This window comes from Saccharopolyspora sp. NPDC000359, assembly GCF_040300525.1.
Taxonomy (GTDB): Bacteria; Actinomycetota; Actinomycetes; order Mycobacteriales; family Pseudonocardiaceae; genus Saccharopolyspora.
Genome location: NZ_JBEPDU010000006.1, coordinates 1 through 21,563, shown reverse-complemented (window position 1 = coordinate 21,563; position 21,563 = coordinate 1). Strand labels below are relative to the sequence as shown.

16 protein-coding genes are annotated in these 21,563 nt (G+C 72.3%); 6 read left to right on the top strand and 10 right to left on the bottom strand.

Annotated elements, in window-relative coordinates:
- Positions 1–26: 26 nt before the first annotated feature.
- Positions 27–221 (bottom strand): hypothetical protein, encoded by a 195-nt coding sequence (locus tag ABT324_RS06005; protein WP_351172378.1) that lies wholly within the window; start codon positions 219–221, stop codon positions 27–29.
- 106 nt (positions 222–327) lie between these two features.
- Here ABT324_RS06005 and ABT324_RS06000 point away from each other — a divergent pair, with 106 nt between their 5' ends.
- From ABT324_RS06000 to ABT324_RS05990, 3 genes are all read left to right on the top strand, one after another.
- Positions 328–1,803, top strand: a complete 1,476-nt coding sequence (locus ABT324_RS06000; protein ID WP_351172375.1) for a DNA-3-methyladenine glycosylase 2 family protein — start codon at positions 328–330, stop codon at positions 1,801–1,803.
- A 26-nt stretch (positions 1,804–1,829) separates the two neighbouring features.
- Positions 1,830–2,330: a methylated-DNA--[protein]-cysteine S-methyltransferase gene (locus tag ABT324_RS05995; protein ID WP_351172372.1), complete on the top strand. Its 501-nt coding sequence runs from the start codon at positions 1,830–1,832 to the stop codon at positions 2,328–2,330.
- Between the two features lie 174 nt (positions 2,331–2,504).
- Positions 2,505–3,161, top strand: coding sequence for a P-loop NTPase family protein (locus ABT324_RS05990; RefSeq protein WP_351172369.1), 657 nt, complete (start codon positions 2,505–2,507; stop codon positions 3,159–3,161).
- Positions 3,162–3,588: 427 nt separating this feature from the next.
- Here the strand turns inward: ABT324_RS05990 and ABT324_RS05985 are convergent, their stop codons facing one another.
- Both ABT324_RS05985 and ABT324_RS05980 read right to left on the bottom strand, forming a co-directional pair.
- Positions 3,589–6,540, bottom strand: coding sequence for an AAA family ATPase (locus ABT324_RS05985; RefSeq protein ID WP_351172366.1), 2,952 nt, complete (start codon positions 6,538–6,540; stop codon positions 3,589–3,591).
- Complete coding sequence (locus tag ABT324_RS05980; RefSeq protein ID WP_351172363.1) at positions 6,537–7,721, bottom strand: exonuclease SbcCD subunit D; 1,185 nt, start codon at positions 7,719–7,721, stop codon at positions 6,537–6,539. Before ABT324_RS05980 ends, ABT324_RS05985 begins: the two co-directional genes overlap by 4 nt.
- Before the next feature lie 217 nt (positions 7,722–7,938).
- Between ABT324_RS05980 and ABT324_RS05975 the strand changes: the two genes are divergently transcribed.
- Complete coding sequence (locus ABT324_RS05975) at positions 7,939–8,871, top strand: DNA recombination protein RmuC (RefSeq protein WP_351172360.1); 933 nt, start codon at positions 7,939–7,941, stop codon at positions 8,869–8,871.
- A gap of 9 nt (positions 8,872–8,880) precedes the next feature.
- Here the strand turns inward: ABT324_RS05975 and ABT324_RS05970 are convergent, their stop codons facing one another.
- The 3 genes from ABT324_RS05970 to ABT324_RS05960 form a co-directional block, all read right to left on the bottom strand.
- A complete protein-coding gene (locus ABT324_RS05970) occupies positions 8,881–9,819 on the bottom strand; it encodes an alpha/beta hydrolase fold domain-containing protein (RefSeq protein ID WP_351172357.1) in 939 nt (312 codons plus the stop codon).
- 81 nt (positions 9,820–9,900) lie between these two features.
- Positions 9,901–11,400, bottom strand: a complete 1,500-nt coding sequence (locus tag ABT324_RS05965; protein WP_351172354.1) for an FGGY-family carbohydrate kinase — start codon at positions 11,398–11,400, stop codon at positions 9,901–9,903.
- Between the two features lie 165 nt (positions 11,401–11,565).
- The gene (locus tag ABT324_RS05960) at positions 11,566–12,981 is read right to left on the bottom strand and encodes an L-fucose/L-arabinose isomerase family protein (RefSeq protein WP_351172351.1); all 1,416 of its coding nucleotides are present in this window, start codon (positions 12,979–12,981) and stop codon (positions 11,566–11,568) included.
- A 228-nt stretch (positions 12,982–13,209) separates the two neighbouring features.
- Here ABT324_RS05960 and ABT324_RS05955 point away from each other — a divergent pair, with 228 nt between their 5' ends.
- Positions 13,210–14,202: a LacI family DNA-binding transcriptional regulator gene (locus ABT324_RS05955; protein ID WP_351172348.1), complete on the top strand. Its 993-nt coding sequence runs from the start codon at positions 13,210–13,212 to the stop codon at positions 14,200–14,202.
- Between the two features lie 54 nt (positions 14,203–14,256).
- Here the strand turns inward: ABT324_RS05955 and ABT324_RS05950 are convergent, their stop codons facing one another.
- The 4 genes from ABT324_RS05950 to ABT324_RS05935 form a co-directional block, all read right to left on the bottom strand.
- Complete coding sequence (locus ABT324_RS05950) at positions 14,257–16,488, bottom strand: glycoside hydrolase family 172 protein (RefSeq protein ID WP_351172345.1); 2,232 nt, start codon at positions 16,486–16,488, stop codon at positions 14,257–14,259.
- Between the two features lie 511 nt (positions 16,489–16,999).
- Positions 17,000–18,004: a substrate-binding domain-containing protein gene (locus ABT324_RS05945; protein ID WP_351172342.1), complete on the bottom strand. Its 1,005-nt coding sequence runs from the start codon at positions 18,002–18,004 to the stop codon at positions 17,000–17,002.
- A 23-nt stretch (positions 18,005–18,027) separates the two neighbouring features.
- Entirely contained in the window at positions 18,028–19,059 is a 1,032-nt protein-coding gene (locus ABT324_RS05940; RefSeq protein WP_351172339.1) for an ABC transporter permease, read from the bottom strand.
- Positions 19,056–20,636 carry a sugar ABC transporter ATP-binding protein gene (locus ABT324_RS05935; RefSeq protein WP_351172336.1) on the bottom strand — a complete coding sequence of 527 codons (1,581 nt, stop codon included), beginning with the start codon at positions 20,634–20,636 and terminating at the stop codon, positions 19,056–19,058. The genes ABT324_RS05940 and ABT324_RS05935 overlap by 4 nt, the downstream gene beginning before the upstream one ends.
- 239 nt (positions 20,637–20,875) lie before the next feature.
- Between ABT324_RS05935 and ABT324_RS05930 the strand changes: the two genes are divergently transcribed.
- On the top strand, positions 20,876–21,563 hold a 688-nt coding region (locus ABT324_RS05930; protein WP_351172334.1), incomplete at its 3' end, for a DUF6542 domain-containing protein.

Genomic DNA, 21,563 nt, shown 5'->3' with positions numbered 1-21,563 from the left:
CGGCCCACCACCGCCGCTCACGGCGGTCAGTCGTCGTCCTGCTGGTCGTCGCCCTGCTGGTCGTCCTGCTGCTGGTCGTCCTGGTCGCCCTGCTGGCCGCCGTCCTCCTGCTCCTGCTCCTGCTGCGGAGCCGGTGCCGGATCGTTGCAACCAGCGGTGACCACCACGGCGAGCGCCGCCCCGGCCGCGGCGGTCACGAGCTTGATCTTGGAGTTACCCATGCCGCGACACTAGGGACCAAACGTGCATTTGCCCACCCGGAGCCGCGGCACGGTCGTGTCCGTTTCCCGCTAGTGACCGGTGCTGCCCGCTGGCACGATCGGAGGCATGTTGGTGGGAACCGAAGAAGCCTTCCGGGCAGTGGCCTCGCGTGATGTGCGGTTCGACGGGTGCTTCATCCACGGCGTCCGCTCGACCGGCATCTACTGCCGCCCCTCCTGCCCCGCTCGCACCCCGAAGCGCACCAACAGCGTGTTCTTCGCAACAGCGGCCGCCGCGCAGGCCGCCGGGTTCCGGGCGTGCCGGCGGTGCCTGCCCGACGCCGTGCCGGGCTCGCCCGAGTGGAACCTGCGCGCCGACCTCGCCGGACGGGCCATGCGGCTGATCACCGACGGCGTGGTGGACCGCTGCGGTGTCCGCGGGCTGGCCGACCAGCTCGGGTACTCGGAGCGGCACCTGACCAGGGTGCTCACCGCCGAGCTCGGCGCCGGTCCGCTCGGGCTGGCCCGCGCGCACCGCGCGCACTCGGCGCGGATCCTGATCGAGACGACCGCGATCTCGTTCAGCGATGTCGCCTTCGCGGCGGGCTTCTCCAGCCTGCGGCAGTTCAACGACACCATGCGCGAGGTCTTCGGCACCACGCCGACGGAGATGCGCAGCCGCGCGCAGCGCCGCAACGACGCCCCGAGCGGCGCCGGGACCGTGCCGCTGCGGCTGCCGTTCCGTGCCCCGTGCGACGCCCCGGGTGTGCTGCGCTTCCTCAGCCAACGCGCGCTGGCAGGGCTGGAGGAAGCCGGGCCGGACCACTACACGCGCTCCCTGCGGCTGCCGTACGGGACCGGGGTCGCGACGCTGCGACCGCAGGAGAAGTACGTCGCCTGCACGCTGCAGCTGACCGACCTGCGCGACCTCGGCAGCGCGGTGAGCAGGCTCCGCCGCCTGCTCGACCTCGACGCGGACCCGGTTGCGGTCCGCGAGGTGCTCGGCGCCGACCCGGTGCTGCGCGGACCCATCGCCCGCACGCCGGGCGTGCGGGTCCCGGGCAGCGTGGACGGCCTGGAGATCCTGATCCGCGCGGTGATCGGCCAGCAGATCTCGGTCGCGGCCGCCCGCAGGACCACCGAACGGCTGGTCACCGACCTGGGTGAGCCGCTACCGCACGCGCACGGCTCGGTGACCACGCTGTTCCCCACCGCCGAGGTGCTCGCCGAGCGAGCACTGGAGGCCCTACCCGGCCCGCGGCGACGCGCGGAGACCGTGCGCGACGTGGCGGCCTCGGTCGCCGAAGGCCGGTTGGCCCTGCACCCCGGGCGGGACGAGGCGGAGCTGCGGCACGAGCTGGAGCAGATCCGCGGCATCGGCCCGTGGACGTCGAGCTACGTCGCCATGCGCGTGCTCGGTGCCCCGGACGTGCTGCTCATCGGAGACCTCGCGCTGCGCCGCGGCGCCGAAGCCCTCGGACTGTCCGAGGACCCAGCGGTGATCCAGGAGCACGCCCGCAAGTGGAGTCCCTGGAGCTCCTACGCCGGAGTGCTGCTGTGGGAGGCGGCGGTCGCGCCACCACAGCTGCAGCACGCTTCCTGAACCCCCGCACTTCCCTGGGAGACGTCATGATCAACTGGTCTACTGTGGACACCCCGGCCGGTCCGTTCACGGCTGTGGTCGACGACGGCGCCGTGCTCGCCTCCGGTTGGACCGGTCGGGTGGACGAGTTGCTGCCGCTCATCGCCCCCGCGCTGCTGACCGAGGAGCCGGTGGAGGCCGCCGACCTCGGTGCCGTGACGGAGGCAATCCGCCGGTACCACGACGGAGATCTGCACGCCGTGGACGGGATCCCGGTGCGGCAGAAGTCCGGTCCGTTCCGGGAACAGGCGTGGGAAGTCCTGCGGAAGGTCCCGGCCGGGGAGCCGGTGAGCTACGCCGAGTACGCAGCCCTCGCCGGTCGACCGGAAGCGGTTCGCGCGGCGGCTTCGGCCTGCGCGCGCAACGCTGCCGCGCTCTTCGTCCCGTGCCACCGGGTCCTCCGCAGCGACGGGTCCCTCGGCGGGTTCCGCTGGGGAGTGCCGGTGAAGCGCTGGCTGCTGGACCACGAGGGCAGACTCGCGGCGTGAGGTGACCTCGTTCGAGGACTACTGAGCCGGGTGGGGGTTGTTGCCACTCGAGGAGCGGTGGTGGTACTTCGCGGACTCGACGAAGAGGCGTGGTGGCAACGACTTGGGATGCTGCGGCCAGGTCCTCACCGGTGCGGGTTCGATGCCGGGGCCAAGTCGGCGGGCGAGGTCCGCGTGGACGGCCAGGCCTGCGTGGTCGACGGCGACGTGGTGGGTTCCGGCACAATTGCACGGCCTAGTGAGCGACGAGGAAGGCTTGGGGTCGTGCAGCGAGTCTCGGTGGTGGGGTGTTCCGGGTCGGGCAAGTCGACCGTGGCGCGGCGGCTCTCCAACATCCTCGGCGTGCCCCATGTCGAACTCGATGCGCTGCACTGGGGGCCGGACTGGTCGGCCGCTTCCAGTGACGACCTGAGCGAGAAGGTCCGGCAGGCGACAGCGGCTGACACCTGGATCGTGGACGGGAACTACCAGAGCAAGATCGGCACCCTCGTCTGGGAGCGAGCCGACACGGTCGTGTGGGTGAACCCGCCCAAGCGCACGGTGATGTGGCGTTCCCTGACTCGAACCATCCGCAGGGTGGTGACCCGCGAGGAGCTCTGGAGCGGCAACCGCGAGAACTGGCGGGGGTTGATGTTCTGGCGCGGCGAGGACTCGATCCTGTGGTGGGCGTGGACGTCGTACGCGCGGGTCCAACAACGGTACGAGTCAGCCATGCTCGCCCCAGCGAACAAGCATCTCGCCTTCCACCGCCTCCGGTCCTCCGCGGAGGTCAAGCGGTTCCTGGAGGCTGTCGCAGCCGCCCACGCGCTTGGCTCAGGGGAGGAGGAGTGAGCGATCTGGCGCACGCGTACGGGCGGCGGTGCTGAATTGCAGGCGTCACCACGCCTCCGACGGCTGGGCGTGGGGTTCGGGTGCGTGGGGGGGTTCCCAGGCTGTCGGGCGACGAGGGCAGGGCGCGATCCCTGGTGCGGTCGTCACTTTGGGGTCGGTGGTGGTACTTCGGGGGTTTGTTGAGGAGTGGTGCGGTGGGGTCGGGTTCGGAGCGTTGGGTGGTGTTGCACTTCCAATCGAAATTGCCGTAGTTGTCGACGGAACCTGCGGTGGCGCGGTGAGGCAATCTCAACGACGTTGCAGACGTCACCGCCCCTCGCACGGCCGTGCGCTCAAGGCTTCGGCTTGGGATCGAGTGCGGGGTGCCGGTCTTTGGTCTGGGCGGCACCAGCCCCTCGAACGGCCGCGGGGTGGTTCGGGGGTTGGGTCAGGTTTGGAGTTCCAGGGTCGAGCCTTCTCGGGACTTGCGGACTCGGAGGCGGACCGCGATGCGCTGGCGCATCTCCTCGACATGGGAGACCAGGCCGACCACCCGGCCACCAGCGCGGAGTTCGTCAAGGGTGTCCATCACCAGGTCGAGGGTGTCCGCGTCCAGGGTGCCGAAGCCCTCGTCGATGAACAGGGTGTCCAGGAGTGCTCCGCCGGTTTCGGCCGCGACCACGTCGGCCAGGCCGAGGGCCAGGGAGAGCGAGGCCAGGAAGGACTCACCGCCGGACAGGGTCTTGGCCGGGCGGACCTTGCCGGAGTAGTCGTCGAGCACGTCGAGGCCGAGCCCGCCCCGGGTCCCGCGCGCACCGGCCGCGTCGGAGTGCACGAACGAGTACCGCCCACCGCTCATCCGCTGCAACCGCCGCGTCGCCGCGACGGCCACCTCCTCCAGCCGCGCGGCCAGCACGTACGCCCGCAGCGACATCTTCCGCGCGTTCTGGCCGCGCCCGTTGACCACGTCCGCCAACGCCTCCAGCTCGGCGTGCTCCGCCAACGCCGGTCCGAGCTCCGCCCACGCTCCGCGCAAGCGCTCCGCGAGCTCCGCGATGTCGCGCTGCCGCTGCTCGGCGCGATGCGCCAACGCAGCCGCGCGCTCCGCTGCTTCGCGTGCGGTGGTGGCCGCCTCGGTGGCCTCTTCGAGGCCGACCTCGGCGGCTGCGTCGACTCCGGCGAGCTCCGCGCTGGCCAGCGCTGCGCGGGCGCCTGCGGCGCGCTCTTCGACCTCGGCTAGCGCCTCGGTGAGCTGGGCGATCCGACCCTCGCTGCGCTCGGCGGCCAGGGCGGCGGCGGGGTCGGCGAATCCGGCGGCGGTTGCGGCTTCGGCCAGTGCCCGTTGTTGTTCGGCCAGGCGGCGTTCGGCGTCGTCGCGGGCTGTTCGGGCGGCGGTCAGCTGGTCGAGCCGCGTTGCGAGGTCGAGGAGGTGGGTTCGCCGGTCCGCGATGCTGGGGAAGTCGCCGCGTCCTTCGCGCAGCCGCGCCTCTCGCTTTTCCACTGTGGACAGGAGCGTGGTGTGCTCGCTCTTCGCCGCGGCGAGGGTCGTGCGCAGCTGCGAGAGCTGCTCGGCAAGGCGTTCGGTGGAGGCTTCGAGTTCCGCCAGGTGCTTGGTGCGCTGCGGCAGCTGCTCCGCTGCGCTGCTCAACGCGTCGCGCTCCGCGCGCAGTTCCGCCAGTTCGGCGGCGAGTTCCGACTCCGTGCGCGCGCCGAGTCGCTCCAGCAGTGCGTCGACCTTCTGCTGCGCCCGCTGGACCGCCACCGCGGCCTGTTCCCGACGGCTGTGCGCCGCCTGCTCGTCGAGCTGAGCCTTCTCCTCGTCCTCAGCGCTCACCGGGTCGCCGACCGGCTTCCCCGGTTCCGGGTGCTCTGCCGAGCCGCACACCGGGCAGGGCTCGCCGGGGGTGAGGCGGGTGGCGAGTTCTGCAGCCATCCCGGCGAGCCGCCGGGCGCGGAGGTCCTGGAGCAGGTCACGCGCTTGCTGGTGGGCGTCCACCGCCCGCTGGGCCTTGGTCGTTGCCGCGGTGAGCTCCTGCTGGGCGGTGGGCAGTTCGCGCGCGGCGGTCAGCAGCTCGGCGACCTCGGTCCCCTTGGCCTGGACGGTGTCCAGCCGGAGTTCCGCGTGCTTGGACTCCTCGACCTGCTGGCGGGCCGCGCTGATGCGGTCCGGGAGGGCGGTCTGCTGGTCGAGCAGCTCCGCTTCCCGCTGCTCGTCGCGCGCGACCTGCTCGGCCAACCCGGACAGCCTGCGGCGGTCGGCCTCCTGCTGCTGCGCCTCGGGAACCAGGTGCGCGAGCGCACCGGCCTCCTCCCGCTTCGCCCCGGCCAGGGAGCGCAGTTCCGCCACCGGCGTCTCCGCGTCCAGCTCGCACCGGGCCGCGGCGGCCACGACCTCGGCGCTGGCCTTGTCGCGTTCCTGCTCGGCGCGGCGGACCGCGCGGTGGGCGGCCAGGACCGGGACCGCGCGGTGGGCCGCCTCCCGCTCCGCGCGCCACGCGTCGTGCTCGGCCTGCTTCTCGGCGACCTCGGCGAGCGTGGCGTTCGCCTGGCGAACCCGCCGCACCTTGTCCGCCAGCTCGCGGCGCTGGGCCAGGGTCGCTTCCGCCGCCTCCCGCTCGCGGCGCAGCCTCGACTGCTCGGCCTGCGCCCCCTCCAGCTCGCGGACCGCGCTCTTCTCGATGTCCTCCAACCAGGTCTGGTCGTCCACATCGGACTCCTGCACCGCGCCGGAGACCTGCGAGACGCGCGCGAGCAACTCGCGCACCTGCTGGGTCTGCGCCTCGACCTCGCGGCCACGCTCCCGGCGGCGCTCCACGAACCAGCGCTCGACCTCGCCGAAGCGCTGCGTGCCGAACAGCTTCTCCAGCAGCTGCTCGCGCTCCGCGGTGTCCGAGCGCAGGAACTTCGCGAACTCGCCCTGCGGCAGCATCACCACCTGGAAGAACTGCTCGACCGTCATGCCGAGCAACCGCTGCACCGTGCGGGCGACCTCGTCGATCCGGGTCAGGCCCTCCGGCGGGTACTCGGTCGGCGCACCACCCACCCAGGTCAGCGAGGCCTTCGCCGGTTGCGTGGTGAACCCGTCGCCGCGCTTCTTGGGCCGCTCGTACTCGGGGCTTCGCTCGACCCGCAGCCGCTGGCCCTGGATCGTGAGCTCCAGCGCCACCTTGGTCGGCACGTCGGGCGCGGCGGTGTCGCAGCGGAGCCGCTTGACCTGGCCGCGCGCCCCCGGGACCGAGCCGTAGAGGGCGAAGGCGACCGCGTCGAGCAGCGTCGTCTTGCCCGCCCCGGTGTCACCGTGCAGCAGGAAGAGGCCGTCGGCACCCAGCCGGTCGAAGTCGACCAGCTGGTGGTCCCGGTAGGGGCCGAAGGCGGTGATCTCCAAACTGTGCAGTCTCATTTCGCCCCCTCCGCGGCAGCGACCGCGCGCAGCGCCTCGCCGAGCAGCGCGCGCTCGGAGTCGGTGGGTTCCGAGCCCCGGCAGTCCGCCACGAACTGGTCGGCGAGCGCGTGGTCGTCGCGGCCCCGCACGATCTCGGCGTAGCGCAGCGGGGCGGTCGCGCGACCCGTCGCTGGCTTCCACTCCAGGTGCACCGCGTGCGGGAAGCGCTGCTGGAGCTGGCGCATCGGCTCCAGCGGGCGGACCTCGTCGGTGAGCGTCACCGACAGGTAGCAGTCCGCCAGCTCGGCGTGCTCGGGCGCTTCGAGCAGCTCCGCCAGCTCGCCCTGCGCGGTGGCCAGGCGGCGCGGGACGGGCAGCTCACGGCGCTCGACCCCGGCCAGGCCGTCGGCGTCGAGGTCCACCAGCCACACCGACTTGCGCTGCGCCGCCTCGGAGAAGGAGTACGCCAGCGGGCTGCCGGAGTAGCGCAGGTGCTCGGCCAGCCGCTGCGGGCCGTGCAGGTGGCCCAGCGCGACGTAGTCCACGCCGTCGAAGACCGAACCCGGCACCTGCTCGACACCGCCGACGGCGATGGTGCGCTCCGAATCGCTGCTGTCGCCGCCCGTGACGAAGGCGTGCGCCAGCACCACCGAACGCGTGCCGGCCGGCCGCGCGGCCAGATCGGCGCGGATGCGGTTCATCGCCTCGGTGAGCACCGCGGTGTGGCCGCGGGACTCGATCTCGGCGCTGGCCCCCGGCACGTCCGCGCAGTCCTGCAGCGCACGCCGCGCCGGATCTGGTTCCAGGTACGGGATGCCGTAGACGGCGACCGGCCCGTGCTCGTCGGCGAGCTCCACCGGCACGTGCAACCCGGCGACCTGGGTGCGCAGGTGCAGGCCACCGGCGGCGGCGAACTCGGCGAACGCGCCCACCCGCGCGGCCGAGTCGTGGTTGCCGGAGGTCACCACCAGCTGGGCGCCCGCCTCCCGGATCCGCGCGAGCACCCGCACGCAGGTCTGCACGGCCTCGCCGGAAGGCACGGCGCGGTCGTAGAGGTCCCCGGCGACCACGACGACGTCGACCTGCTCCTCGGTGACCAGGTCGGCCAGCCCGCCCAGGACGGCCTCCTGATCTCCGAGCAGGTCGCGCCCGTGGAACGTCCGGCCCACGTGCCAGTCGGAGGTGTGCAGTACCCGCATGGGCCTCAAGTTATCGGCGTCCGGGCGGAACCCCGCCGACCCCCCACACCGCTTCGGCGTGTCGTGCACCTGCACCCCATCGCGTGACGGGACGATCACCGGCCGTCGCCAACTCCGGGCGGAGAGCCGGAACCCGGGCCCGGGTGGCGGTGCGTGATCTTGTCGGGTCGGTCGGCCATCATCGGTGGTGCAACGGTCACCAACGGACGGAGCTCAAGTGGGTACCGGCGTCCTGATCACCATCGTCGTCGTGCTGACGCTGTTGTTCGCCGCGGCGCTCGTGTTGATCTGGCGGCTGTACACCGACAGCGCCCGCCGCGCCGACGAGGCGCTGCGCATGGTCGAGGCCGAGCGCACGCGCAGCACCGAGCAGCAGGCCGCGCTGCGCCGGTACGAGGTGGCCTTCGCCTCCATCACCGGCCGCGGCGAGCTCGGCGAGCAGGTGCTGGTCGAGACCGCGCGGTCGCTGGGGCTGCGCGAAGGCACCCACTTCACGCTGCAGACCGACCTCGCCGGCGGCGGCGCTGCCCGGCCGGACATGGTGCTCTCGGTCGGCGGCGGTCGGCAGGTGCCGGTGGACGCGAAGGCCAGCCTGGCGGTGTGGGCCGAGGCGATGGAGACCGACGACCCCGAGGAGCGCCGCGACGCCCTGCGGGTGCACGTGCGCAACATCCGCTCCCGCGCCACCGAGCTCGCCGGCAAGGGCTACCAGAAGTGGGCCGACGCGATCTACGGCTCGATCATGTTCGTCCCGTCCGACGCCGCGGTGGTGGCCGCCCTGGACACCGACCCGCAGCTGCTGTCCTGGTTGCTGGACAAGCGGGTCTTCCTGTGCGGGCCGACGGGTTTCGCGGTGCTGGCGTCTGCCGCGATGTTCGCCGCGACCGAGCGCACCATCGCCGAGGACATCGAGCAGGTGCGGGCCCAGGCGGTCCGGGCCCAGCGCGCCGCGAACGGCGCGGTGGAGGCGGTGAACCTCTCCAGCACCCACCTGCAGCGCTTCGTCTCCGCCCGCCGCCGCGAGCTCGACGCGCTCGAATCCTTCCGCAGCGCGGTCCAACCCCTCGCGGAGGCGGCCGGTTCCGGCACCGTCGAGCAGGTCCGCCGCAACGAGGACGCGCTGGTCAACGGGTCGGCACCGGCCGAGTAGACCGGGCCGTCAGACGTAGGTCTCGACGAAGGCGGCGACGGTGTCGGCGATCAGCGGGGTGTGCTGACCGCGGCCGAAGCCGTGGTCGAGGCCCTCGTAGGGGTGCATCTCCACGGTCACGCCGAGGCCGCGCAGGGCTTCGGCGAAGTCCAGGCTCTGCTCCAGCGGGACCAGCGAGTCCGCCGTGCCCTGCTGGACCAGGTACGGCGGCTCGTCACCGGAGATGTTGCGGATCGGGCTCATCTCCTCGGCCTTCGCCGGGCAGTCCACCGGCATGCAGCCCAGCAGCTGGTTGACCACCCGGCGCGCGTAGTCCTGCATGTGCGGCTGCGTCCGCTGCGCCTCGGCGCTCATGTCCGTCGGGCCGAACCAGTCCACCACCGCGCGGATTCCGGTCAGCCCACCGCCCGGCTTGCCCGGGTCACCGGCCACCGCCCCGAGCTGCGAGACCAGGTGCCCGCCCGCGGAAGCGCCCCACAGCGCCACCCGGTCGGCGTCCAGGCCCCACCGGCCGGACTGCTGCTGCAGGTAGCGCACCGCGTCGGCCACGTCGATGACCTGCGCCGGGGCCTGCGCCACCCCGCTCAGCCGGTAGTCCACCGTGGCCACCGCGTAGCCGCGGTCCAGCAGGCGTTGCGCGGTCAGCGCTTCGGTGGCGGTGCGGTCCGAGTCCAGCGTGCGCACGCCCGCGTCCCAGCCGCCGCCGTGCACGTAGACCACCAGCGGAGCCGGTTCCCGCTGAGGGGCGGGCAGGAACAGGTCCAGCTGGAGCGCGCCGGTGTCGTGCTCGGCGTAGACCTGGTCGCGCACCACCCGGGCCGCGCCCAAGTCGCGGTCGGCCGTCTCGACCATCGGGGCCTCGTCGGCGTCCGACACGCGCGAGCACCCCGCGGTGGCCAGCGCCGCCAGGGCGAAGCAGGCCGCGAGAACACGCCGCGTCACCGACATTCGCCCCGATCCTCCCCGATCTAGTTCAAAGCTCACCCGAATGCCTGAGCTTAACAAGATCAGCAGGGCGTCACCGGTGGTTCAGCCGCGCTCGTCCGCGGCGCGCTGCTCACCGGCCAGGAAGTGCGCGATCCGCGTCGTGGACTCGTAGAGGTCGCGGTAGTGGCGGAAGTAGGCGTCGTAGCGCTCGGTGTGCTCCGGGTTCGGCCGGACGGTGCGCACCACTGGGTTCCAGCCGTCCGGGTCGACAGCCACGTCGGTGCCCACCCCCGCGAGCAGCGCATCGCCGTAGGCCGCGCCGATCGTCTCGCCCGGCAGCTGCTGCTCCTGGCCGGTGATGTCGGAGACGATCTGCGTCCACAACCCGCCCTGGGTGCCGCCGCCGACCGCGACCAGGCGACCGGCCGTGCCGCCCGCCTCGCCCATCGCCTCCAGGTTGTGCCGGACCCCGAACCCGATGCCCTCCAGCGCCGCCCGGTACAGCTCGGCGCGCCCGTGCTCGAGGGCCAACCCGGCGATGATGCCCCGCGCGTCCGGGTCGAAGATCGGCGTCCGCTCGCCCGCGAAGTACGGCAGCACCAGCAGTCCGCGGCTCCCGGCGGGCACCGCGGCGGCCTGCTCGACCAGGTCCGCGAACTCGCCGTCGACCAGCTTGCGCAGCCACTGCGTGACCGCGCCCGACGTCGCCATCCCCGCGGCCAGCGTGTACGTGCCGGGGAACGCGCCGCAGGTGCCCCACAGTGCCGGGTGCGGCCGCACCTCGTCGAGGACCTGGACGAAGAACATCGTGGTGCCGTACATGAGCATCACGTCGCCGGGCTGCCGCACGCCGACGCTGGTGGCCTCCGCCCAGGCGTCCACGGTGCCCGCGGTCACCGGAAGTCCCTCCGGCAGGCCGGTTTCCACCGCCGCCTGCGCGCTGACCCGGCCCACGATCTCGGTCGGCCAAGCCAGCTCGGGCAGGTCCAGCCCCGGCGCCACGCGCTGCGCCCAGTCCGCCGACCAGGTGCGCGACTGCAGGTCGTAGAGCGGGTCGCACTGGCTGGCCGAGTGGTGGTCGAGCACGTAGCGGCCGGTGAGCCGGTGCACCAGGTACGAGCTGCACATCAGCAGCATCTCGGTGCGCTGGTACACCTCCGGCTCGTGCTTGGCCAGCCAGCGGATCTTCGGCCCGACGGCCTGGCTGGACAGCGCGGAGCCGCCCCGACGCAGGACCTCGTCGGCGCCGAGCTCCTCGGTCAGCTCGGTGATCTCCTCCGTCGCGCGGGTGTCGACGCCGTAGAGGATCGCCGGGCGCAGCGGTTTGCCTTCGCCGTCCGCGGGCAGCAGCACCGGGCCGATGCCGCTGACCCCCAACCCGGCGATCTCCCGCCCGTCGGCCGCCGGGAGGAGTTCCCGCACCAGCACCAGGAAGTCGTCCCACCACACCGATTCGGCGTCGTGCTCGACCCACCCCGGGTGCGGGTAGGACGTCTCGTGCTGCCGACTCGCCCGGGCCAGGATCCGCCCGTCGGCGCCGACCAGCACGCCCTTCGAACTAGCCGTCCCGATGTCGATCCCGAGCAACACCTTCTCGGCCACCTGACCCGCTCCTCCACAGCTCGACTGCTCGGTCCGCGGTCGCCCTGGGGATCAGGCGCCTGCTCCCAGTGGCGCCGCGGGAGTTCGTGCGCGGACCTCCGGCATGTCGGAGGCCGACGCGCCGGAGATCCGCGACTTCCATTGAAATCGCCGCTGGACCGGGTGTCAGCCCCGGGTCCATTCGTCCAAGCGGACGTCGAGCTGTTCGGCCACCGCGCGCAGCGCCGCGCGGTGGTCACCGGGGATCGCGTGGATGTGGTTGGCGCCGAACTTCGACAGGAACAGCTCACCCGGCGCGTCCAACCGGGCGAAGGCGTGCGGCCACTCCGGCGTCGACTGCTCCACCAGCGACTTGTTCGTCGCGTCGTCGTAGTTCTCGAACTCGCCGAGCATCAGCTGCAACCGGTACTCGCCGTCCTCCCTGGTCAGCCGCCCCAGCGTCATCTGCCCCGGCGCCGCGATGTGCTGCACCGACGCCCCACCGGCCGGGAAGAAGAAGACCTCCGGGTAGAAGTTGACCTTGGCCAGGTTCTCGGCCGGGTCGTCGCTGCGCGCGGCGTACCAGGTGGCGTGCTGACCGGAGTTGCACAGGTCCCAGATGTCGCGGTCGGCGTGGTAGTGGCGGACGTCGGCGAACAGCACCGGCGTGCCGGAGACCGCCTTGAACAGCTGCATGGTCAGCGCGCCGTCCATGTCCGCCTCGGTGGCGCAGACGTGCGGCTCCTTCGGCCCGTTCCAGTCGTAGGGGTCGTTGAGGAAGGCCTCGGTGACGTCCATCGTCGCGAAGTTCTCGGTCAGCTCCGGCTGCGCCTTGATGCCGGTGAAGTCCAGGCCGCGCTCGGCGATGATGTCCCGGATCGCCAGGTAGGAGCGCAGCTGCAGCTCCAGCAGCTCCGGCGTCAGCTTCTTGCCGTCGTAGTGCACCCCGGCGGCGTTCTGCTCGATCCACTCGCGGGCCTTGCGGGCCTCCCCGGCGTCCGCCTTGTCCGCGCGCAGCACCAGCTCGTACTGGTCGATCTCCTCCACGTCGATGCCGAACTTGCGCATCCACTGGTCGGTGTTGGCGACCGCGGTGTTCATGCCCATCGGCCGCCCGCCGAAGCGGCCGAAGGTCGAACCGCGCAACGACTCCACCGCGGCTGAGGCGGCGGCCTGCACGCCGATCTTCTCGACCAGCTCGGCGTCGTCCGGCGCGCCCCAGGCCCGGGTGTGCTGGCGGCCGATCTGGTCCAGCGCGCCACCGGCGGCGAGCATGCCCACCAGCCCGGGTTCGGTCGGGTCGGTGCTGGCCACCAGCACCAGCGGGCTGCGGGTGGCGTCCTGGGCGAGCATCGTGAAGTGCGGGAACGCCCAGACCGTGTAGTAGAAGACGGTCACGTCCACGTCGGCGGCAGCGACCTTGCGCGCCACCGAGGTGGCCAGCGAGTTGGTGGCCACCAGGTCGTCCCCGACCACCACTTCGTGCCCGGCCGCGCGCAGCGCCTGGACGAGGGTGTCCTGCTTGGACCGGATGAAGTCGGCGTTGCGGGCGTGGACGTGGTCACGACCGTCGGAGATGGTCACGACACCGATGCGGGCCACAGTTCCTCCAAGGTGAGCAGGCGGCGTTGACTGCGCAGGACCGGCGGCGGGGAGGCGCCGCCGACCACCCGGCGGGCTCCCCCGCGGGGCCGCCCGACCGGAACAACTCGTGTCCGAATGCCGACATGACCGGCGAGCAATCGTTTTCTCGGACGCTATTCTGGCAGTACGAGGGCTGTCAAGGCGGGCGGCCCGCCATCACTCGGGAAGAGGTCACGAGGAGGAACCGTGGCGACGATCAGTGACGTGGCAACCCGTGCCGGGGTGTCCACCGCGACGGTTTCCCGCGCGCTCAACGGCAAGAGCTCGGTCGACCCCCAGCTGGCGGCCCGGGTGTTCGCCGCGGCCGCCGAGCTCGGCTACCGGCCCAACGGCCCGGCCCGCAACCTGCGCAAGCAGGAGACCGCGGTGCTGGCCCTGATCATCGCGGACGTGGAGAACCCGTTCTTCACCGCGATCGCCCGCGGCGTCGAGGACGTGGCGCACGCGGCGGGGTACTCGGTGGTGCTGTGCAACTCCGACGACGAACCGGCGAAGGAACGCGAGTACATCGACGTCGCGCTGCAGGAACGGGTCGCCGGGATACTGCTCTCCCCCACCGGCCACAGCGAGGGCGTCGAGCTGCTCAAGCGGTCCACCACGCCGGTCGTGGCGGTGGACCGCCCGCTGCCGGGCACCCCGAGCGACACGGTGCTGGTGGACAGCCGCCGCGCCGCCGCCGAAGCCGTCCAGCACCTCGTCGACCAGGGGTACCGCCGGATCGGTTGCCTCACCGGGCCGAGCGGCGTGCGCACGGCCGACGACCGCCTCGCGGGGTACCGCGACGGCGTCCGCGCGGCCGGGCTGCCGTCGGACGACGTGCTGGTGCGGCGCTCGGAGTTCAAGGCGGCCGGTGCGAAGCGGGCCGCGCACTCGCTGCTGGCGCGACCGGACCGGCCGGACGCGGTGCTGGTGGCCAACAACATGATGGCGGTCGGTGTGCTGGAGACCTGCGCCGAGCTCGGCCTGCGGGCCGGGCGGGACGTCGGCGTGGTGGCCTTCGACGACGCGCCGTGGGCGACGCTGCTCGACCCGCCGCTGACGGTCGTCGCGCAGCCCGCCTACGACGTCGGCGCGGTCGCGGCCCAGCTCCTGCTCGGTCGGATCAGCGGCGAGCGCACCGAGGCGACCACCAGGACGCTCTCCGCGCACCTGGTGGCCCGCGCCAGCAGCAGCCGCTGAAGCAGCGAACGGGCCGCCCACCCCGAGGTGGACGGCCCGTTCGCGCAGTCCCGGTCAGCCGGTGGCGCGGCGCCCGTCGAGGATGTCCGCCACCGCTTCCCCGATGTCGAGCTGGCCAGTCCCGGCGTCCTGACCCGTGGTGTGCGGGGCCGTGGTCTCCGGCACCACCGGGCGGGTCGGGGTCACCGAGGTCGTCGGCGGGGCCGACGGAGTCGGGGCCGGGCTCGGCGGCCGGGTCGGCAGCGGCGGCAGGAGGGGCGCGCGGCCCGAGGCGTTCCCGCCGTACCAGTAGGCCGTCGAACCGTAGTCGCCCGGCTCGTCGTTGACCGGCCCGTGCTCGACGTCCGCGACGAAGCCGGTGCGGAACGGCACCGCGTCGTTGAGCAGCAGGCGGTAGGCACCCGTGCAGTCGTACCGGCAGCCGTCGCCGTTGATCTCGTGCGACGGGTTGCCCGCCAGCGGCATCGAGTAGGTGGTGCCGAACCGGAAGTACCAGCCCGACTCGTAGAAGTCCTCGGTGCCGGTCCCGTGCCAGGCCGGTTCGCGGGAGCCGTCGACGTAGAACCGCTCGTCGCCCTCCAGGTAGTTGCGCTGGTTCACCTCCAGCGCCCGGGTGCGCAGGTCGGAGTGCGGCTGGGTGGAGCGCGTCCGGGCGCCCGGCGGGATCAGCCCGCGCATGCTGTGCGAGACGCCGTAGAAGGTGCCCGCGCCGTGGGCGGTCAGGAAGTTCCAGTCCTCGCCGGGCACCGTGGTGCCGCGGTGGTGGGTGGCGTGGAAGTAGCCGGTGCCGGGGGTGAGCTCGGTCGGCGCGCTGACCACCTCGGCGGTCGCGCCGGTCACCGGCACGCCGCTGCCGTTGACCAGCTCCACCTTGGCGCTCTTGCCGAACGGCATCGGCCACCAGGCCGTGTACCAGCCGTCCAGGCCGGGGTCCACCGAGCTCATCATGGTGCGCACGTCGTACTCGCCGAGCCCGGTGCCGAAGAACTCGCCGATCGGCGCGTCGACGGTGGTCCGGCCGTCGAAGGTGATGCGCAGCCGGGTCCCGTCCAGCACCTCGTCGGAGGCGGCGACGTCCTCCGGCCGCGTCGGGTAGCGGCCGATCAGCTTCTCCCGGGCGAAGACCGGGTTGTCGATGCGGTAGCCGTGCGCGGCTTCCTCACCGGGGTGGCCCGGGCCGAGGTCGAGCACGTCGGTGCGCACCCACTCGCCGTCGACCAGGCTGTGCACGTCGTAGCGGAACTCGTTGAAGTCCAGCGAGGACGAGGTGAACCGGTTCTCCACCTGCACCGTCGACCGGCCCGCGGTCACCTCGGCGGGCACGTCGACGACCTGCACGCCCCACAGTCCGGGCGCTGCCGCGCCGCTGCGCCACTCACCGACCCGCCGCCCGTTGACGTGCAGGCTGCCGACCTGGTCGGCGATCTGCGGGTCGTACCGGCGGATCACCCGGATGCCCTGGTTGCCCGGGTCCACCCGCATGGTGAACCGGCTGCCGCCGCCCGCGCCGAACGCGCGCCCGTCGTCGACCACCTGCGGCGCGGCCACCACCTGCGGCAGCTTCACCCGCAGCTGGTTGATCTGGGCCGGCCCGGACAGCTCGGCGACGGTGGTGGCGGCGCCGGGCGCCAGGTCGAAGTCGCGGCGCACCGGGGTGCCGCTGGGGCCGCCCTTCGGGTCGGCCACGCCGAAGGTGCGCAGCTGCTCGAGGACGTCCTCCGCCGGATCGCCCGGGTCGAAGGTCCGCACCCCCTCCGCGTCCGGGAAGGCGCGGTAGGACAGGTGGTAGAAGTACGGGTTGTGCTGCACCGTGACCCGCATCGACTCGCGGTACGGCATCGGCACCTTGATCACCACGCCGCCCGCGGTGTCGTTGGCGTCGCCGACCAGCGGCCAGCTGAACGGGGCGCCGAGCTTGCCGGTGACCACGTCGATGAGCGGGGCGTCCAGCACCGTCCGGCCGTCCAGCTCGACCACGATGTTGCCGGTGGCCGAGACGTCGCCGAGCGGTTCGCGGGTGCTCCAGATCGAGGTGATCTCGCCCGCGCCCTGGTGCTCGCCGATCACGCAGCCGCGCTCGGTGGTGCGCAGGCAGGAGTAGGTGCCCTCGAAGCCGTCGTTGTTCCCGCCGGCGCGGTCGTAGCTGGAGAACTGCCGGGACTGCTCGTCGCCGCGGGACTGCGACATGGCGTCCAGGTCCCGGTAGGTGTCCCAGCCGACCGGGCCCTTCGTCGGTGCCGGGGTCTGCGCCTGCGCCTGCCCGGGGGCGCCGACGTCGGCGACCACCGCGGCCGCCGCGAGCGCCGCGACTCCCAGGTACGCACCGAGGCGGCGGGCACGGCGTCCCCGGCTCGACCGCGAACTTGCTGAGCGGACTCCCATCGTGCTCGCCCTCCCCACGCATCACCGTCCGCAGGGGACTGTGGTGCAGCTGTTCCGATGATGGTGCGCGGCCACTGGATCGAGTTCTCCACACGGCGCCGCAGCGGGAGATCACTCGCGCAATGCGCGAAAGCGTAGAGAAGGAGATCTCCGCTGGGCCAACCAATTCGAGCGGTGTCGAGGAATCCGAAACCCGAATTCACTCGATGTGATGGTCACTGGGGAGCGATCTCGCCGACAACCACCATCCAGGTGTATTGCCCGATTCCAGCGGGAGGACCGAACCACCGCGGCAGCGCTTCCCGCGCAGCAGGGGTCCACATCGGACGGCGTGCGCCGCAGCGGTTCCCCCGGCGCGGTCCGCCGGGGGCGCGGAACCCGGTCGCCGCGGTGGGTGCGCGGCGACCGGGCCGGATCAGCTCTGGTTCAGCCGCGCGTAGACGGCGGCCGCGTTGTCCTTGGTGATCAGCTCGGTCTGCAGGGTCTGCGTCTTGGGCACCGGCTGGCAGTCGATGAGCAGCTTCTTGGCCGCCTCCACGGCTTCCGCACCACCGGTCGGGTACAGGTTGGTGGCCTGCAGGCGGCCCTCCTCGACGGCCTTGATGCCGCCCGAGGGGATCGGCAACCCGTCGATTCCGACGAACTTCAGGTCGTCGCGCCCTGCCGCCTGGGCGGCCAGGTACGCGCCCTCGGCCATCGGGTCGTTCTGCGCGTACACCGCCTGGATGTCGGGGTGAGCCTTCAGCAGCGCGTCCATCTTCTGCTGCCCGACCGAGCGCTCCCACTCGCCGTCCGCGGTGGCCACGACCTCGATGTTCGAGCCCGCGATGCCCTGCCGGAAGCCCTCCTCGCGCTCCGCGGCCGGGGTCGACCCGGACAGGCCCTTGATCTGCACGATCTTGCCGCCCTGCGGCAGCAGCTCGTTCTTGAAGTACTCCCCGGCCTGGCGCCCGATCTGCACGTTGTCCGCGCCGATGTAGGTCGTGTAGCCCTCGCCGTCGATCTTGCGGTCGAGCACGACGACCGGGATGCCCTTGTTGTAGGCCTTCGTCACCACGTCGGTCAGCGGGGCCGCCTCGTTGGGCGAGATCATCAGCAGGTCCACCTGCTTGGTGACGAAGTTCTCGACGTCGCTGATCTGCTTGGAGTTGTCCTTGGCCGCGTCGGAGAACTGCACCTCGAACTGCGGCACCTTGGACGCGGCGGTGCGGATGTCGTCGTCCATCCGGACCCGGTAGGGCTCGGCGAGGTTGGCCTGGCTCATCCCGATGGTGTACTTGCCGTCCGGTCCCCCGCAGTTCCCGGTCGGGTCCTGCTGCTGGACCTGTCCGGTGTTCTCGCTGGTGGTGCCGCAACCGGCAGCGGTGAGCGCGACCGCGGCGCAGGCGACTGCGACCAGTGACCTCGTTGTCTTGCGCATCCTGCTTCCTCCCGGGTGTTGGTTCACGACGTGGGGCGCAGCCGCTGCAGCGCCGCCGCCGCGACGATCACCAGACCTTTGATGAGCAGCTGCAGATCGGTGTTGACGCTGTTCAGGCTCAGGATGTTGTTGAGGATGCCGAGCAGCAGCGCACCGGCGATGGTGCCGATCACCGATCCCCGGCCGCCGGCGAGGCTGGTGCCGCCGACCACCACCGCGGCGATCCCGTCCAGCTCGTAGGCGATCCCGTCGTTCGGGCTGCCCGCGTTGAGCTGCCCGGCGTGCACGATCCCGGCCAGCGCCGCGCAGAACCCGGCGATGGCGAACGCGATGATCTTGACCCGGTTCACCGGCACGCCGGAGAGCCGCGCGGCCTTCTCGTTGCCGCCGATGGCGTACAGGTGCCGGGAGTAGGCGCTGGTCCGCAGGAACAGGATCGCGGCCACCGCCACCACGGCGAAGATCAGCACCGGGATCGGCACCACGCCGCCGAACGTGCGCTCACCCAGCAGCGAGAACAGCATCGGGGCCTGCCCCGGCCCGTCGCCGTAGGAGATCTGCACGGTCTCGCCGCCGGACCACATGCGCGCCAGCCCACGCGCGATCTGCAGCCCGGCCAGCGTGACGATGAACGCCTGCACCCCCAGCAGCGCGACGGCGGCGCCTTGCAGCAGGCCGAAGACGATGCCCGCCACCAGCACCAGCGCCACGGTCGCCCACACGCCGAGGCCGTCGTTGACCATCAGCACGGCCGAGCCCACCGCGGCCAGCCCGAGCACCGAGCCCACCGACAGGTCGATGCCGCCGATCAGGATCACGAAGGTCAGGCCCACCGCGATGATCCCGATCTCGGACACCGCGCGCACGATGTTGAACAGGTTGTCGCTGCTCAGGAACAGGATCTGCCCGTCGCTGGCGCGCGGCGAGAAGACCACCGCCGCGAGGAACACGGCGACCAGGCCGAAGAAGCTCTGGAACCGGAACAGCGTCTCCACCCTGCTGGAGCGCTTCTCCGGCGCGGCCGCCGAAGGCCGTTCTGACGTCTGGTTGCTCACCTGCCGCCTCCCCCGGTGCTCTGCCCGGTGCCGACCACCGGACCATCACCCGACCGCTCGCCCATGGCGGCGGCCAGCAGCTCCGCCTCCCCGACCTCCGCGGTGTCGAACTCGGCGACGCTACGCCCACCGCGCAGCACCACCACCCGGTCGCACACCCCGACCAGTTCCGGCAGCTCCGAGGACGCCAGCAGCACCCCGATGCCGCGCTCGGCGATCTCGCCGAGCAGCTGGTAGATCTCCGACTTCGCGCCGATGTCCACACCGCGGGTGGGGTCGTCCAGCAGCAGCAGGCGCGGCTCGGTCAGCAGCATCCGGCCGAACACGACCTTCTGCTGGTTGCCACCCGAGAGGGTGCCGACCGGGTCCAGGACCCGGCCCAGCTTGACCTTGAGCTGCTGCACGCTGCCCTCGGTGGTGGACACCTCCTTGCGGCGGCGCACCAGGCCCAGCGGGCCGAGCCGGTCCAGCACCGACAGCACCGTGTTGGCCAGCACCGAGTGCTCCAGGACCAGCCCGGAGCTCCTGCGGTCCTCCGGCACGAAGGCGATGCCCTCGCGCAGCGCACGGCGCGGACCCCTCGGCCGCACCGGTCGCCCGTCGAGGGTCACCTCCCCCTCCCACGTGCCGGAGGACCCAGCACCGAACAGCGACTCCAGCAGTTCGGTGCGCCCAGCGCCGAGCAGCCCGCAGAGCCCGACGATCTCCCCCCGCCGCACAGTCAGGTCGATCCCCGCGGGCTCCCGGCGGCCCACCCGCGGCCGCCGCGGGCGCACGGCGAAACCAGAGAGCCGCAGCAGCTCCGCACCGACCGCGCGGCGCTCCGCCCGGAACATCGTCTGCACCGAGCGGCCCACCATCGCCTCGGCGGCCTGCTCGGCGGTCAGCTTCCGGGCGTCGAACTCGGCGACCTTGCGGCCGTTGCGCAGCACGGTGGCCCGGTCGGCCACCCGGCCGATCTCGTCCATCCGGTGCGAGATGTAGACGATGCCGGTGCCGCCGCGGCGCAGCTCGGCGATCACCGCGAACAGCCGCTCCACCTCGGTGCTGGACAGCGCCGAGGTCGGCTCGTCCATGATCAGCACCTTCGCGTCCAGCAGCAGCGCGCGGGCGATGGTGACCAGCTGCTGCTCGCCGACGCGCAGCTCACCGACCGGGCGCAGCGGGTCCAGCTCGATGCCGGTGCGGCGCAGCAGCTCCCGGGTGCGGTCGGCCATCTTCCGGCGGTCGACCGCGCCGAACCGGCCGCGCGGCTCCCGGCCCAGGTGCAGGTTCTCCGCGACGCTGAGCGCGGGCACCAGGTCGAGCTCCTGGTGGATCATCGCGACCCCGGCGTGCTGGGCGTCGGCGGGCTTGCCGAACTGCACCGGCCGCCCCTCGATCGAGATCGATCCAGCGTGGTCGACCACATCGCCGGACAGCACCTTCATCAGCGTGCTCTTGCCCGCCCCGTTCTCCCCCAGCAGGGCGTGCACCTCCCCGGCGCGGACCGACAGGTCCACGCCGTCGCACGCCAGCACACCCCCGTACCGCTTGGTGATGCCGGTCATCTCGACCAGCGGTGGCGCCGTGCTCATAGGCCCCCCGTCGCGCCGTTCGCGAAACACGAGAAAACGATTGCTCGGACGCTAAAATGCTCGCGCTGATTGTGTCAAGGTTCACACCGACGGCCAACCGAGAATGGTTCCCACCCATCGCTGGAACGTCGCATTCCGGTCACCGGATGCCGGAAACACCCCGAACCAGGCGTGGGGTAACCCGCAAGTTCCGAAGAGGGCTCTCGTGCCGGGGTACTGGACCGTTACCGTTGTGACTCGTGACCGCGATCCGCGACAACCAGAGCGCCTCATCCCCCGGCAACGGCGTGCCGCCCTGGTCGGCGCGCTCTGCCCTCCGTTCGGCAGGAGTGCCGCTTTGGGTTGCCGTGCTGCTGGCCGCAGCACCGACCGCGATCGGAACCGTGCTGGACATCGTGATCTGGAACCAGCCCGGCATCCTGTTCAAGGCGTGCTTCTTCGTCGGCTGCGTGCTGGCCGTGCTGCTGGTCAAGCGGCGCAACGTGTTCGGGCCGATGGTGCAGCCGCCGCTGGTCCTGGTCATCGTCATGCCACTGCTGGTGCTGGTCACCGGGGCCGGGGCCGCCGCCGGAGCCGGCGCCACCGGCAAGGCGCTCGCGGTCGCGCGCCCGCTGATCAGCAGCTTCCCGATCATGGCCGGGGCCACGATCGTCGCCCTGGGTATCGGACTCGTACGCATGTTCGTTACCGAGAAGGCCGACCGGCGGCCCGAGGTCGCCGACAGCGACGCGGCCACCAAGAAGCGCCGCCGCCCCACCCCGCCCCGCAAACCCGAGGACGGCGAGCGCAAGCGCCGCCCGGACGAGCGCAAACCACGCGGAGAAGGCGGCCGGTCGCGCCGCGGCGAGCGGCCGGAGCGCGAGCGGCCGGAGCGGGCCGAGCGGGAGCGGCCGGAGCGCGGACGCGCGCAGGCGCCGGGGCGGCCCC